The sequence below is a fragment of the Corynebacterium sp. LaCa_205 genome (assembly GCF_057458085.1).
Genome location: NZ_CP190931.1, coordinates 1,494,791 through 1,508,933, shown reverse-complemented (window position 1 = coordinate 1,508,933; position 14,143 = coordinate 1,494,791). Strand labels below are relative to the sequence as shown.

Here is a 14,143-nt window from a genome sequence, read left to right as displayed (position 1 = left end):
AAACCTAGCCCACAAAGGACCGTCCTTTGTGGGCTTTGTTGTGCGCTAATGGGGTGACCGGCGCGAGGTTCTCTCTTCTCTAGGTGCCTTTTTGATGCCTAGCTTAAACCCACCGGGCTGCATCGGCAGGTGGTGTGAGGATGCGAAAGATATATGGGTAAGATGGGGCGGAGATTGAAACTGCCCCGCGTTAAGGAGACGAAGTAGGCGTGACTGCTGCAGATATTAAGCGAACCGGATATAAGCGAGTAATGCTGAAGCTGGGCGGTGAGATGTTCGGCGGCGGTAAGGTCGGTATCGATCCGGATGTGGTTGAAAACGTTGCCCGCCAAATCGCCGAGGTCTCCCGCCAAGGAATCGAGATTGCAGTGGTGATTGGCGGCGGAAACTTCTTCCGCGGCGCGGAGCTATCCCAGCGCGGTATGGACCGGGCACGCTCGGATTACATGGGCATGCTCGGCACGGTAATGAATTCCCTCGCACTGCAGGATTTCCTCAAGCAGCAAGGTGTTGATTGCCGCGTACAGACCTCCATCAACATGGCGCAGATTGCTGAGCCGTACCTGCCGCTGCGTGCGGACCGCCATTTGGAAAAGGGCCGCGTAGTTATCTTCGGCGCTGGCATGGGTATGCCGTACTTCTCCACGGATACCACCGCCGCGCAGCGCGCCTTGGAAATTGGCGCCGAGGTTCTGTTCCTAGCCAAGGCAGTCGACGGCGTCTATTCGGATGACCCGCGCACCAATCCGGATGCAGAGTTGTACTCCGAAATTACCCCGCGTGAGGTCATTGAAAAGGGCCTAAAGGTGGCAGATGCAACGGCCTTTAGCCTGTGCATGGACAATGATATGCCGATTTTGGTCTTTAACCTGCTGGAGGAGGGCAATATTGCCCGCGCAGCTGGCGGTGAAGTTATCGGCACGCTGGTGCAGTCCTAATACTGTAGCGGCTGCGAACCTGCTACCTTTTTATACAGCCACCCCTATTCGTTTAAGGATGATTTAGCCTCATGATCGATGAGATTCAGCTCGAAGCAGAAGAGCACATGACCGCTTCCGTCGAGCACACCCGCGAGCAGCTGGTGACCATTCGTACCGGCCGCGCGAACCCCGCCATGTTCAACGGCTTGGTAGCCGAATACTACGGTGTTCCCACCCCGATTACCCAAATGGCTACCATCTCCGTACCAGAGCCGCGCATGCTGCTCATCAAGCCTTATGAGCAGTCCATGATCCATGAGATTGAAAATTCCATCCGCAACTCGGATTTGGGCGTCAATCCCACCAACGATGGTCAGGTTCTTCGCGTGACTGTCCCGCAGTTGACGGAGGAACGCCGTAAAGAAATGGTGAAGCTGGCTAAGAGCAAGGGTGAGGATGGCAAGATCGCTATCCGTAATATTCGCCGCAAGGCCATGGAGCAGTTGAAGAAGCTGCAAAAGGACGGCGATGCCGGCGAGGACGAAGTCATCGCAGCAGAAAAGGAAATGGAAAAGATTACCTCCGGCTACATCGAGCAGGTAGACAGCTTGGTAGAGAATAAGGAAAACGAGCTGATGGAGGTCTAGGACCTCCGCTTTGTTGCCGCCGTGCCTGTCTCCCCGGCCGGCGGCGCTTTTTCTGTTCCAAGGCCCGCCGCTCCCACAAACGGGGCAGAGCCGGCGGAACTGAGCAAGTTAGCCGGGGAATCACACAAGACAGCGAAAGGAGCCGGTCACGGTGAGTGACGCCATAAACCGCCGATTGCCACAGCCAAAGAATGGTGCAGGCCGCGACTTGCCGGCCGCTATCGGTGTTGGCGTGGGGCTCGGCGCTCTTGTGGTGCTTGCCGTGTGGGCTGGTCCGCTGGCTTGGTATGCGGTCGTAGCGCTTGCAGTAGGCGTTGCCATGTGGGAGGTCCTCAGCCGCCTGCGGGAGCATTCCTACTATGTTCCGCGTACGCTGCTTATCATTCTGGGCCAAGCCATGGTGTGGATCTCATGGCCCCTGGGGGCGCCGGGCTTGGTAGCAGTCTATGTCACCGCGGTGCTGGCACTTATGTTTGGCCGCCTTTTCCATAACGGTCGTCATCGTCCGCCTATCAACTACCTGCGCGATATGTCCGTCGGTATTTTTGTGCTGACGTGGATTCCGCTTTTTGCCACCTTCGCAGCCATGTTGTCGCTGGTGTCGACTCCATTTTCCAGTGGGGCTGCCTCCATCGTCGTCTTTATGCTGTGCGTTGTGGCTTCCGATACCGGCGGATATGTTGCGGGCGTGATGTTTGGTTCGCACCCCATGGCACCTGCGGTGAGCCCTAAAAAATCGTGGGAGGGGTTTTGTGGGTCCATCATCTTCGGCGTGGTGACCGGTGCGCTCACGGTGAAATTTCTGCTCCATCACGATGCCTGGGTGGGTGGCCTGATGGGGCTCGGTCTAGTTATCTGTGCCACCTTGGGAGACTTGGTGGAATCCCAATTTAAGCGCGAGCTGGGTATTAAAGACATGTCGGCATTATTGCCCGGCCACGGCGGCCTCATGGACCGTTTGGATGGCATGCTACCTTCTGCCATGGTCACCTGGGTAGCGATTAGCTTCCTGTCTACGTTTACACCATAGGAACATCAGACAAACAAAAGCCGCCTCTCCCGTATAAACTGCCCGAAAAAGACGGCAGAACAGGGGAGAGGCGGCTTTTATATAGATTTATACCTGCTGCGCTTGCTTGCGTAGCTGGCGACGCAACTCAAACATGCGCCAGCCACCGACTAGCGCCATGATGAGTGCGCCGCCGATAGCAAAAATGAGGAAAGCAATTCCGGCGGGGAACTCGCCAGACCAGCCCAGGAAGTTCATAGGAACCTCGTGCTGGTTTTGCATGATGAACACAATGAGGACAATCAGCAGCAGGAATCCTACGATAAGCGCCATCCACGTGCTGGCCGCGAAAGATCCCTTCGCCTTGCCAGAGGGCTGGGTGGAGTGAGAAGTAGAGTCAGAAACGGCTGGTTCTAGGTCAGAACTAGTCTCCGGTGCAGAAGCGTTCAGCTCCGCCGAGGAGAGGTCTGCGTCGGAAGAAGAAAAATCATCTGCAGGATAATTTGGATTTGTCATGTATCCATTATTTCTTTAATCCTGTCGATTATGCCACTTGGCACGGCCTCCAATTGGAAAATCCCACGCAGACCGTGGAAAGATGGGCAATATTATGGCTCAACCAGTGAAACTTAACTTTTCCGCCCCGCGCCGCGGATTGCCTCCTAAGCATTTTGCGGACCTGACCGAAGACGAGCGCATTGACAAGCTCGCAGAAATTGGCCTACCTAAATTCCGTGCGAAGCAGCTGGCTAAGCACTATTACGAGCACTACACCGACAACGTCGAGGATATGACCGATATCCCCGCCGGCAAGCGCGAAGCAGTCAAGGAAGCCTTCTTCCCTGAGCTGATGAAACCCATCCGGACCACCTCCACGGACGACGGCGAGACCACTAAGTCCCTGTGGCGGTTGCACGACGGCACGCTACTGGAATCAGTGCTGATGCGCTACCCAGGTCGCGCTACTTTGTGTATTTCTTCCCAGGCAGGGTGCGGCATGGCCTGCCCGTTCTGCGCTACTGGCCAGGGCGGCCTTGATCGTAACTTGTCCACGGGCGAGATTGTCGAGCAATTCCGCCACGCTGCGTCCGCCATGGCTGCAGAAGGTGGGCGTTTGTCCAACGTTGTCTTTATGGGCATGGGTGAGCCGCTGGCCAACTATAAGCGCGTGGTCCAGGCCGTACGTCAGATTACTGGCCAGGATGGTACGGGTTTTGGCCTTTCCCAGCGCAACGTGACCGTCTCCACCGTGGGCTTGGCTCCGGCAATTCGCAAGCTTGCGGACGAAGACTTGGCCTGCACTCTGGCCGTTTCCTTGCACACTCCGGACGATGAGCTGCGTGACGGTCTAGTGCCGGTCAACAACCGGTGGTCTGTTGATGAGGTGCTGGATGCCGCGCGCTACTATGCGGATAAGTCCGCCCGCCGCGTGTCCATTGAGTACGCCCTGATTCGCGATAAGAATGACCAGGATTTCCGCGCCGATATGCTGGGGCGCAAGTTGCACCAGAAGTTGGGCTCCAAGGTCCACGTTAATGTTATTCCGCTGAACCCCACGCCGGGCTCAGAATGGGATGCGGCCCCGCAAGACCGCCAGGACGAGTTCGTGCGTCGCGTGCAAGCCCAAGGCGTTCCCTGCACGGTGCGCGATACAAAGGGCGATGAGATTGCGGCGGCTTGTGGTCAGCTTGCAGCGGATGAGCGGGAAGATAAGTCAGCCTAACTGATAAGATTGGCGGACATGATTGTTCCGAATTATCCGCCACTTGCAGATGATCCGACCACGCAGGCCTTTGCCGTGCGCGGTCTGAACAAAATTTTCGCTGGACGCCCCGTGGTGTCGAATTTGAGCCTCGACATCCCGCGGGGCTCTATTTATGGCATCGTTGGCCCCAATGGCGCGGGCAAAACCACCATGTTGACCATGGCGTGTGGCCTCCTGCGCCCAAATAGCGGCGAGGCCTTTATCGCCGGGCACAATACCTGGCAGGAGCCACTGCCAGCCAAGGCGGCCATGGGCCTGCTTGTCGACGGCGCTCCGGTCTTCGACCGTTTATCGGGCCCAGAGTACTTGTTCTATCTCGGCGCATTGCGCCGCATGAATCAAGCCGAAGTCGAGCACCGCAGCGCACAGCTTTTGGATGCCTTGCAGCTTGCCGACGCCGCCGATAAACCCATCGCGGACTACTCCGCCGGCATGACTAAAAAGATACTTCTGGCGGGCGCGCTCCTGCATAACCCAGAGGTCGTGATACTAGATGAGCCCCTAGAGGCAGTGGATCCCGTTTCGGGGCAGCTTATTCAAGAGATCCTGCGCGCCTATGTCGCCCGCGGAGGCACAGTAATCCTGTCTTCACATGTTATGCAATTAGTGGAAGGCTTATGCGATCACGTAGCCATCATCGCCGGTGGCCAGGTGCTCTCCGCCGGCCACGTGGAAGATGTGCGCCAAGGCGGCAGCCTGACGGATGCCTTCATTCACTTCGCCGGCGGAAGTGAATTTGATGCGGACTCTTTCGAGTGGTTGCGCAGCGAAGGCAGCACAACGCAGCGCGGGGAAGGGGAGTTGTAGACGCAATGACTTCGACGCTTCTCAAGCTGCACCGCACACTATGGGTGCGAAGCCTTAAAGCGAATGCTGCAGCGGTTATGATCCCGATCTGCCTTTTGCTCTATGGACTCATCGGGCTAGCATCGCTCGCCGCTCTTGCTGCGGCAGATATTTCCACCGGAACTGGGAACGTGCAAGCCTTAACCGTGGCCCCTGGTCTTGGCACGCTGGCTTTCATCGTTATCACCCTCATCATGCCCAGCGGAGAGAACCAGCTATCTGCCCGCGAGCTTTCCGCGTTTCCGCTGCGGCTGAAAGACATCACACCGGCACTCGCTATCGCCTCGGTGCTTAATCTGCGTGCCCCGGTCTCAGTCTTGCTGTCCATTGCTTATGCGGTGGCCGGAAGCGTGATCCTGGCGGCAAACGGGAAGGCATTGTTCATCTTGCCTTTCTGTCTAGGAATGCTTTTCGCCCTTGTACTGACGCTGGTGCTGGTGGATCTTGCGGTTCATGTCGGGTCAACTGTCGCGGAGCTTAGTTCCACGAAGCTTAAGGCCTTGGGCTCGGTGGCGGTGTTCGTGCTTATCTTCGGCTCGACTAAACTTTCTTCCCTCGCGGGCTCTGACTTCCCTTTGGGAACGGTAGGTGAAGGACTAGCGTGGACGCCTGTTGGACCACCGGTGGGTTGGGCGCTTGCGCTTGCTCAGGGCGAAATGGTGGAAGCCTGCGCACAATTTCTCATCGCCGTAGTAACGCTGGGCGTAGCTGTGTGGGCGTGGCATCAATTGCTGCGGCGGCAATTCGAGCACCGTACGGTTTCCCCGTCGGCACGCAATCACCGTGAGAAGTCCAAGGGGATAAGCCGCTTTTCCCTTGGTTCCTTTTCCTATAGCAGCCCTGCTGCCATGGAATTTACGCGCTCGCTGCGCTATATTTTCCGTGACTCCCGCCTTATTGGCAGCATTATCATGCAGCCAATTCTGGCAGTCGTCTTGATTATCCAGGGCTTTGCTACTGACTCCGATTTATCTTCAGTAGGTTTGTTATTCCTCGGGCTGATAGGCGGAATCGTCGCCACCAATGATTTTGGTTATGACGGTCCAAGCCTGTGGGTAAAGATGGCCGCCCCAGTTCGTCCGCGCACGCTGCTCTACGCGCGGCACTGGGCGCACGTGGTGCTTTCAGCCATAATTGTTGTGCTCACGGCGATGCTGCTTTTTGCGCTAAGCGCGGATAAAGCTCTCACTGCCTGTTTGGTGGTTGCTGCCCTGGGAATCTTCATTTCTTCCGCCGGATTGTCATTGCTGCTCACCACCTTTAATCCCTTTGCCACCGCGCGGCCTGGCGGGAATATGTGGGCGGATAAATCCGGCTACTCGGCTAGCGCCTTCTTAAGCGCTATTTTGAGTTTGTTTATTGGCTGGACGCCCATCATCCCAGGCGTCATCCCAATGGCTATCGGCTACGGCTCGAACATGGTGCTGGTCGCGCTGGGGTTTGTACTCGTCATAGCCGTGCCTGTTGCGTGTTATGTCCTCGCACTGCGGGTCAGTGGCAAGCGCGTCGATAACACCCTGCCCGAGATCTACGCCAAGGTGGGCCACTGGGTGTCTTAAAACTCGGGCGCTTCTTAGCAAGTATCGCCCACACCGCGCTCTTGCTAAGGGTGGGTGTGGGCAGGGCGGCACCCAGCAGAGTGAGCGCTGAGTAAGGGGAGAGGCGTCGGCAAGCGGAGGCTAAAAGAAACCGCCGACCTTCGCGGGGAAGGGCGGCGGTAGCTAAAGTGTGCTGAAAGCTTAGAGCGCGTGCTTGCTGGAGGAAACCGGGGTGGCGTTGTTAGTGCCTGGCTCAACGCGCAGGTGAGAAACGCGGGAAGGCTCGATATTCAGCGCGCGCAGCTGGGAATCACTCAGCTCGGCGTACACACCGGTGTTGGTCTTTTGGTCGTAGACCCAGTCTGGCTCCTGGTGGCCCACCGGCTGGTTGCGGGCGGTCACGGTGCGCACCTGGTGCAGCTTAGGCTGGAAAGCATGAATGAGCAGGCCGATTACCAGCAGGACAGTCAGTACGACGAGCCAGACAGTCTCAACGTGGCCCTTGTGATTACCAAAGTGGTAGGCGATCAAGAAGAGAACGGAAATCCAACCGGCGATCTGCACGCCCGAGCGGCTGATGCGGGACCAACCGAATCCTGCGGATGGGACGTCCTCAGTAGAAACACCGTCATATACCTGCGGTACCGGCTTGTGGGAAGACACTTGCTCTCCTTCGCTTCTGCGTATGCCCGTCTGCGCGATGGGCGTGCGGGCACACCAATGCCATTTGTCTGCTACACATTCTAAATCATCGCGCCTTAGATGGCGATTAAACACCCCCGCCGCAGTACTGGTTACCTGCCATGCCCGCCCCGTGGTGATGGGCGCTAGGGTGGAAGGGTGACTACACAGCGAATACTCATTCTTGGTTCCACCGGTTCAATCGGCACGCAGGCTCTGGAAGTTATTGCGGATAATCCCGATAAATTCGACGTGGTGGGAATCGCGGCGGGCGGCTCCAACCCGCAGCTCATCATTGAACAGGCTCGTCGCCTCAACCTTTCGTTTGACCACGTTGCAGTGGCTAAAGAGGATGCTGCTGCCGAGGTTTCCGCTGCCTTAGGCGGTTCGGTATTAAGTGGCGCCGATGCTGCAGAGAACCTAGTGCGTTCGACTCCGGCCGATACTGTGCTCAATGCTCTAGTGGGATCCCTCGGCCTTAAAGCCACTCTAGCGACGCTGGAGATGGGGGAGTACTTGGCCTTGGCCAATAAGGAATCCCTCGTCGCCGGTGGCACGCTCGTCACCCAGGCCGCGCGCCCTGGTCAAATCATTCCCGTCGATTCGGAACATTCCGCCATGGCGCAGTGTCTGCGCGCCGGCGAGGAAGGGGAGCTGGATAAGCTTGTTCTTACCGCCTCAGGCGGTCCCTTCCGTGGTTGGTCGCGCGAAGAGATGTGGGACGTGACCCCAGAGCAGGCGGCGCAGCACCCGACCTGGTCTATGGGCCAGATGAATACCCTCAATTCAGCAACGCTCATGAATAAAGGTCTGGAGCTCATTGAGGCGACGCTGCTCTTTGACATCGACCCTGAGCGTATCGATGTCACCGTGCATCCACAGTCCATTATTCACTCTATGGCTACTTTCAAAGATGGCTGCACCATCGCCCAAGTTTCGCCGCCGTCGATGAAGCTGCCGATTTCGCTGGCGCTGAATTGGCCGCACCGCGTGCCGGGTGCGCAGCCTTCCTTAGATTTTGCGCAGGCGCATGAGTGGCGCTTTGAGCCGCTTGACGATGCCGCCTTTCCCGCCGTCGATCTCGCCCGGCGCGCCGCGGCCGAGGGAACGGGGGTCATTTATAACGCGGCCAATGAGGAAGCGGCGGCCGCATTTTTATCCAGGCGTATCCATTTTCCAGAAATCGTGGACGTAGTGGGCAAGGTCCTTGATTCCGCTTCTGAGTTTGCTGGTGTAGTCTCTAGCCTCGATGAAATCCTCGCAGTAGAAGGCGAGGCGCGCAGGCGCGCGAACGCGCTGATTGATTCGCTGGCTGACTAGAAAGCTTTTCACACCATGGCAAATTTGCTGGGCATTGTGTTTTTCGCCCTTGGCATCGGGCTTACCGTAGCGCTGCATGAAGCAGGCCATATGCTTAGCGCGCGTGCCTTTGGTATGCGCGTGCGCCGCTACTTTATCGGCTTTGGTCCGCGCGTATTTTCCTTCCGGCAGGGGCACACGGAATACGGGCTGGCGGCCTTCCCTGTGGGCGGCTTTTGCGATATCGCCGGAATGACTGCCCAGGATGAATTCCTCACCGAGGACGAAGAACCCCACGCCATGTATAAAAAGCCATGGTGGCAGCGCATCATTGTGATGGCAGGCGGTATTGTCGTCAACCTGATTTTGGGCTTTATCATTCTCTATTTTGTCGCGATGACGGCTGGCCTGCCCAACCCGGATGCCGATGTGCGCCCCCGCGTAGGCGAGGTGACCTGCTCGGCCAATCAGAAGCCGAACCAAGAGCTGGAAAAGTGTACGGGTCCAGGCCCCGCCGGAAAGGCCGGTGTGCGGGAGGGCGATATCATCGTCGCCTTCGAGGGCCAGAAGATAGACTCTTTTACCCAGCTGCGCGATGAGGTAATGCAGCGTCCTGGTGACACCATCACGCTGACAGTTGAGCGCGATGGAAAAGATAAAGACATCCCAGTCCACCTGGATACCGTTAAGCGGCTCAATAAGGACGGAGAACTTATAGATGCCGGCTCTATCGGGTTGAGCAATCAGCTTATCGATGTCGTCGAAAAGCACGGCCCTGTTGACGCGCTACCAGCAACGTGGCGGTTTAGTACCTACTCGTTGGAAGCAACGGTAGATGGCCTCAAGCAATTTCCTGGCAAGGTGCCGGGCGTGGTGGCCTCCATCTTTGGCCACGAACGCGAAGCTGACGGCCCGATGTCCGTTGTCGGCGCTTCCCGTGTGGGCGGCGAATTGGCGGAGCGTTCCCTGTGGTCGATGTTCTTTATGATGCTGGCAACGCTGAACTTCTTCCTCGCTCTATTTAACCTAGTTCCGTTGCCGCCTTTCGACGGCGGGCATATCGCCGTCATCATCTATGAAAAGCTGCGCGATGGTATCCGCAAGCTCGCGGGCAAGCCGGCCTTGGGCCCGGCCGATTACACCAAGTTGATGCCGGTGACCTATGTGATGGCCGCACTGCTGATGGGCGTCGGCGTCATCGTTATCGTCGCCGATGTAGTTAACCCTATCCGGCTATTTGGTTAGCAGCCGTGTCCCCACAGCGCGCACTTCAGGCATAAAGCAAGCAGTGCTAGAGTGGGGGCGTTAATCACCCACCTTATAAATTTCTGTGCTTCAACAAGGAGAATTCATGTCGACCCCCATCGGTCTAGGAATCCCAGACGGCCCGCCACCAGTACTGCACCCGCGCCGTAAGACTCGGCAGTTGCAGGTGGGCCCGGTCGGTGTCGGCTCTGACTCCCCAATTTCGGTGCAGTCGATGACCAATACGAAGACGCACGACATCAATGGCACACTGCAGCAGATTGCGCAGCTGACCGCTTCCGGCTGCGATATCGTGCGTGTGGCTTGTCCTAAGCCCATCGATGCGGAAGCACTTCCGGCCATTGCTAAGAAGTCGCCCATCCCGGTGATTGCGGATATCCACTTCCAGCCTAAGTACATCTTCCAAGCCATCGATGCCGGCTGTGCCGCCATCCGTGTTAACCCGGGCAATATCCGCGAGTTCGACGGTCGCGTGAAGGAAGTTGCAAAGGCTGCAGGCGATGCCGGCATTCCTATCCGCATCGGAGTTAATGGTGGTTCTTTGGATAAGCGCCTGCTGGAAAAGTACGGCAAAGCCACCCCGGAGGCACTCGTCGAGTCCGCCATTTGGGAAGCTGGCCTGTTTGAGGAGCACGGCTACGGCGATATCGCTATTTCCGTCAAGCACTCCGACCCTGTCCTGATGGTGGAGGCGTACCGCCAGCTGGCGGAAAAGACTGACTATCCGTTGCACTTGGGTGTGACCGAGGCAGGCCCGAAGTTCATGGGAACCATCAAGTCCTCGGTTGCCTTCGGCGCGCTACTGGCAGAGGGCATTGGCGATACCATTCGCGTGTCCTTGTCCGCGCCGCCAGTAGAGGAGATCAAGGTAGGCGACCAGATCTTGCAGTCGCTCAATTTGCGCCCGCGCAAGTTGGAGATCGTGTCCTGCCCTTCCTGCGGCCGCGCTCAGGTGGACGTCTACAAGCTGGCAGAGGAAGTTACCGCTGGCTTGGAGGGCATGGAGTTCCCGCTGCGCGTTGCCGTTATGGGTTGCGTTGTCAACGGTCCGGGCGAGGCACGCGATGCTGACCTCGGCGTTGCTTCCGGCAATGGTAAGGGCCAGATCTTTGTCAAGGGCGAGGTCGTTCGCACCGTGCCGGAAGACAAGATTGTAGAAACCCTCATTGAAGAAGCCATGCGCATTGCCGATGAGCAGGGCATGGAGGCCGTGGAAGGCGCTAAGGCTGAGGTTCGCGTAACCCAGTAATCCACCCACATTAAGTAGACTGCCCCGCACTTCGGTGTGGGGCAGTCTTTTTTAGCTCTTGCGCTGCTAGAGTGCCAAGACATGAAGAAGTTGGTCGCGCTGGTTGCAACTATCACGCTCGCTTCCACCAGCGTGGTTGCTTGTACCCCGAAGCCGGTATCTGCAGAACCGGTGGCGGAGGAATTCCTCGAAGGGATGGAATCTCGCAATAACGACGGTTTGGCCGCGCTTACCGATTCCCCCTCTGACGCCACCGCCGCCCTGGACGCCACCTACTCCGGCCTGCAGGCCGAGGGGCTCGATATTGAGCTAGAAGGTGTCGATCAAGACGAGAACCTCGCTACGGCGAACTACAAGGTCACCTGGGATCTGCCCAAGGAACGCACCTTGAGCTATGACACGCAGATGACGCTTACTAAGACCGAGGATGAGTGGACGGTGCGCTGGAAGCCGAGCCTTATCCACCCAGACTTGGGCGCAAACCAGCACTTGGAACTGCGCGCATTGGAGGCAAAGCGTGCCAGCGTGGTCTCTTCCAATGGAGTGGAATTGATGAGCCCAGGGCTGAACTACCGGCTGGTGGTAGATACCAGTTCCTTGGAGGATGTGCGCCCTACCGCGGCAAAGATTAGCGGTGCGTTGGCAGCTGCCCATCGTCAGGATGATTCAATTGCAGAGATTGATGCCAAGGATTTGGCCAAGAAATTGGAGGATGCGGATGGTTCTTTCTCCGTAACTATGTTCACAGAAGACCAAGCCAAGGCTGTGCGTCCCAAGGTGGAAGGCATGGACGGTGTGCGCCTCAACGAGGAGCCAGCCTTGGTTACCCGCGACCGCGGTCTTGCGCCCGATCTCATGTCGCGCGTGCGTTCTGCGGTCCAAGACGAGGTCGATGGTCAAACTGGCTGGTCCATTTCCGTGGTCAATGAAAATGGTGCGGCACTCTCGGACGTCGAAAAGCATGATCCCAATGCTGCGCCATCGATCAAGGTTGGTCTCGATTACGATGTGCAGCGCGCTGCGCAAGAAGCGGTAAACGAGCGTGCCGATTCGCAGGCAATGCTCGTAGCCATCCGACCTTCCAATGGCGATATTTTGGCCGTAGCGCAAACCGAGAAGGCTGATGAGGACGGCGACGTCGCCCTCCAAGGCCAGTACCCACCCGGTTCTGTTTTCAAAATTCTCACCGCCGCGGCTGGCGTGGACAAACAGGGCCTAAATACCGATACCATCGTTCCGTGCCCGGGCACTATGGATATCTATGGCCGCGTAGTGACCAACTACAATTCCTTTTCTTTGGGCAGTGTTCCGCTTAGCCAAGCCTTCGCGCAGTCCTGTAACACCACCTTTGCGGATATCTCCACCAAGCTCAAGCCTGGTGAGTTGAAGGATATGGGCAAGAAGTTTGGCTTCGGCGTTGAGTACGACATCCCCGGGTTGACGACCATCACTGGCTCTATTCCAGACGGAAAGGAGCCATTGGAACGCACTGAATCCGGATATGGTCAGGGCTACGACTTGGCAAGTCCTTTTGGCATGGCCCTTGTTTCTGCCACGGTTGCCAACGGCAAAACGCCCACACCGACGCTTATCGAGGGGCACAAGACCAAAGCATCCGATAAACCGCAGCAGATTCCCAAGCCCGTGCTGGACAATGTCCGTGCCATGATGCGCCAAGTGGTCACCAGCGGTACCGCGCGCAGCATGGCTGCTGGCGGCACCATTTATGGCAAGACCGGTGAGGCGGAAATCAATGAAGGCTCGCACGCCTGGTTTACCGGCTACCGGGAAGAAGATGATATTGCCTTTGCCACCCTCGTGGTTTTGGGTGGCGGCTCCGATGCCTCGGTCAATATCACCAGCAATTTCTTGCAGAAGGTCGATGCCTACCGCTCCGGTCCGCACGAAGGTGCAGCGCCGCCGGCCGAGGGGTAGCGCGGCCACGCTACCCCTATAGTCGCGCTCCCGACCCCGGCTCTCGCCTTTGCGGTGGAGAGGACTACCATGGGAAACCATGAGCAATCGAGGAAAGCTAAAGCCAGGCAAGCCCACTCCGATCCTCACCGTTCCGGAAAGCATTGAGCGCCCAGAGTACGTGTGGAAGGACGAGGTACAAGAGGGCATTGGCGAGCCCTATGTCCAGTCCCCAGAGGTCATTGAGAAGATGCGCGAGGCCTGCAAGATTGCGGCCAACGCCCTCAAGGAGGCTGGAAAGGCCGTTAAGCCGGGGGTAACTACTGATTATGTAGACCGCGTGGCACACGAATACATGTGTGACCACGGCGCTTACCCTTCTACGCTGGGGTACCGCGGCTTCCCTAAGTCCAGCTGCGTATCCCTTAATGAGATTGTCTGCCACGGCATCCCAGACACCACCGTGATTGAAGATGGTGACATCGTCAATATCGATATCACCGCGTATAAGAACGGGGTGCACGGCGATAATAACGCTACCTTCCTTGCCGGCGATGTCTCCGAGGAGCACCGCCTGCTGGTAGAGCGCACGAAAGAGGCCACGATGCGCGGCATTAAGGCTGCCAAGCCTGGCCGTGAGATTAACGTCATCGGTCGAGTTATCGAGTCTTATGCCAAGCGTTTTGGTTATAACGTCGTGCGCGACTTTACCGGCCACGGCGTCGGCCCGACTTTCCACAACGGCCTAGTTGTCTTGCACCATGACTCGACCGTCTACCGCGATATCCTCGAGCCGGGTATGACGCTTACCGTCGAGCCGATGATTAATCTTGGCTCGCTGGATTACGAGATCTGGGATGATGACTGGACCGTCCAAAACACGGACGGCAAGTTCACCGCCCAGTTTGAGCACACCCTCGTCATTACTGAGGCCGGCAACGAAATCCTTACCATCCCCGATGAAGACTAAGCTTCGCTAACGAAAGCCGCCTCCACGACCCCAAGCGGG

At 57.5% G+C, this 14,143-nt stretch carries 13 protein-coding genes; 11 read left to right on the top strand and 2 right to left on the bottom strand.

What is annotated here, in order from left to right:
- Nucleotides 1-251: 251 nt before the first annotated feature.
- The 3 genes from pyrH (at nt 252) to ACP8J1_RS07310 (ending at nt 2,597) form a co-directional block, all read left to right on the top strand.
- Nucleotides 252-938 (top strand): UMP kinase, encoded by a 687-nt coding sequence (gene pyrH, locus ACP8J1_RS07320; RefSeq protein ID WP_023027755.1) that lies wholly within the window; start codon nt 252-254, stop codon nt 936-938.
- Nucleotides 939-1,009: 71 nt separating this feature from the next.
- The gene (gene frr / locus ACP8J1_RS07315; RefSeq protein WP_023021301.1) at nt 1,010-1,567 is read left to right on the top strand and encodes a ribosome recycling factor; all 558 of its coding nucleotides are present in this window, start codon (nt 1,010-1,012) and stop codon (nt 1,565-1,567) included.
- Nucleotides 1,568-1,718: 151 nt separating this feature from the next.
- Nucleotides 1,719-2,597: a phosphatidate cytidylyltransferase gene (locus ACP8J1_RS07310; protein WP_023021302.1), complete on the top strand. Its 879-nt coding sequence runs from the start codon at nt 1,719-1,721 to the stop codon at nt 2,595-2,597.
- Between the two features lie 87 nt (nt 2,598-2,684).
- Here ACP8J1_RS07310 and ACP8J1_RS07305 read toward each other — a convergent pair whose 3' ends face one another.
- Entirely contained in the window at nt 2,685-3,092 is a 408-nt protein-coding gene (locus ACP8J1_RS07305) for a LapA family protein (protein ID WP_023021303.1), read from the bottom strand.
- Nucleotides 3,093-3,186: 94 nt separating this feature from the next.
- On the opposite strand from ACP8J1_RS07305, the gene rlmN reads away from it, so the two are divergent.
- Genes rlmN through ACP8J1_RS07290 form a run of 3 tightly spaced genes read left to right on the top strand, consistent with a single transcriptional unit; the run spans nt 3,187 to nt 6,746 of the window.
- Nucleotides 3,187-4,299: a dual-specificity RNA methyltransferase RlmN gene (gene rlmN / locus ACP8J1_RS07300; protein WP_023021304.1), complete on the top strand. Its 1,113-nt coding sequence runs from the start codon at nt 3,187-3,189 to the stop codon at nt 4,297-4,299.
- Between the two features lie 18 nt (nt 4,300-4,317).
- Complete coding sequence (locus ACP8J1_RS07295) at nt 4,318-5,148, top strand: ABC transporter ATP-binding protein (protein WP_023021305.1); 831 nt, start codon at nt 4,318-4,320, stop codon at nt 5,146-5,148.
- 5 nt (nt 5,149-5,153) lie between these two features.
- Nucleotides 5,154-6,746, top strand: coding sequence for a hypothetical protein (locus ACP8J1_RS07290; RefSeq protein ID WP_023027871.1), 1,593 nt, complete (start codon nt 5,154-5,156; stop codon nt 6,744-6,746).
- 180 nt (nt 6,747-6,926) lie between these two features.
- On the opposite strand, the gene ACP8J1_RS07285 is transcribed toward ACP8J1_RS07290, so the two are convergent.
- Nucleotides 6,927-7,388, bottom strand: a complete 462-nt coding sequence (locus tag ACP8J1_RS07285) for a DUF2631 domain-containing protein (RefSeq protein WP_023021307.1) — start codon at nt 7,386-7,388, stop codon at nt 6,927-6,929.
- Between the two features lie 177 nt (nt 7,389-7,565).
- Here ACP8J1_RS07285 and dxr point away from each other — a divergent pair, with 177 nt between their 5' ends.
- From dxr to map, 5 genes are all read left to right on the top strand, one after another.
- Entirely contained in the window at nt 7,566-8,726 is a 1,161-nt protein-coding gene (gene dxr / locus ACP8J1_RS07280; protein ID WP_023021308.1) for a 1-deoxy-D-xylulose-5-phosphate reductoisomerase, read from the top strand.
- 15 nt (nt 8,727-8,741) lie between these two features.
- Entirely contained in the window at nt 8,742-9,950 is a 1,209-nt protein-coding gene (locus ACP8J1_RS07275; RefSeq protein WP_023021309.1) for a M50 family metallopeptidase, read from the top strand.
- Between the two features lie 106 nt (nt 9,951-10,056).
- Nucleotides 10,057-11,220, top strand: a complete 1,164-nt coding sequence (ispG, locus tag ACP8J1_RS07270) for a flavodoxin-dependent (E)-4-hydroxy-3-methylbut-2-enyl-diphosphate synthase (protein ID WP_023021310.1) — start codon at nt 10,057-10,059, stop codon at nt 11,218-11,220.
- An 81-nt stretch (nt 11,221-11,301) separates the two neighbouring features.
- Complete coding sequence (locus ACP8J1_RS07265) at nt 11,302-13,155, top strand: penicillin-binding transpeptidase domain-containing protein (protein ID WP_023021311.1); 1,854 nt, start codon at nt 11,302-11,304, stop codon at nt 13,153-13,155.
- A gap of 79 nt (nt 13,156-13,234) precedes the next feature.
- Complete coding sequence (gene map, locus ACP8J1_RS07260; RefSeq protein ID WP_023021312.1) at nt 13,235-14,104, top strand: type I methionyl aminopeptidase; 870 nt, start codon at nt 13,235-13,237, stop codon at nt 14,102-14,104.
- Nucleotides 14,105-14,143: the final 39 nt, after the last annotated feature.

What these genes read in the sequence shown, in the direction of transcription:
- pyrH (WP_023027755.1), top strand. Translation starts at nt 252, where the DNA reads ATGCTGAAGCTGGGCGGTGAGATGTTCGGCGGCGGTAAGGTCGGTATC.
- frr (WP_023021301.1), top strand. Translation starts at nt 1,010, where the DNA reads ATGATCGATGAGATTCAGCTCGAAGCAGAAGAGCACATGACCGCTTCC.
- ACP8J1_RS07305 (WP_023021303.1), bottom strand. Translation starts at nt 3,092, where the DNA reads ATGACAAATCCAAATTATCCTGCAGATGATTTTTCTTCTTCCGACGCA.
- rlmN (WP_023021304.1), top strand. Translation starts at nt 3,187, where the DNA reads ATGGCTCAACCAGTGAAACTTAACTTTTCCGCCCCGCGCCGCGGATTG.
- ACP8J1_RS07295 (WP_023021305.1), top strand. Translation starts at nt 4,318, where the DNA reads ATGATTGTTCCGAATTATCCGCCACTTGCAGATGATCCGACCACGCAG.
- ACP8J1_RS07290 (WP_023027871.1), top strand. Translation starts at nt 5,154, where the DNA reads ATGACTTCGACGCTTCTCAAGCTGCACCGCACACTATGGGTGCGAAGC.
- ACP8J1_RS07275 (WP_023021309.1), top strand. Translation starts at nt 8,742, where the DNA reads ATGGCAAATTTGCTGGGCATTGTGTTTTTCGCCCTTGGCATCGGGCTT.
- ispG (WP_023021310.1), top strand. Translation starts at nt 10,057, where the DNA reads ATGTCGACCCCCATCGGTCTAGGAATCCCAGACGGCCCGCCACCAGTA.
- ACP8J1_RS07265 (WP_023021311.1), top strand. Translation starts at nt 11,302, where the DNA reads ATGAAGAAGTTGGTCGCGCTGGTTGCAACTATCACGCTCGCTTCCACC.
- map (WP_023021312.1), top strand. Translation starts at nt 13,235, where the DNA reads ATGAGCAATCGAGGAAAGCTAAAGCCAGGCAAGCCCACTCCGATCCTC.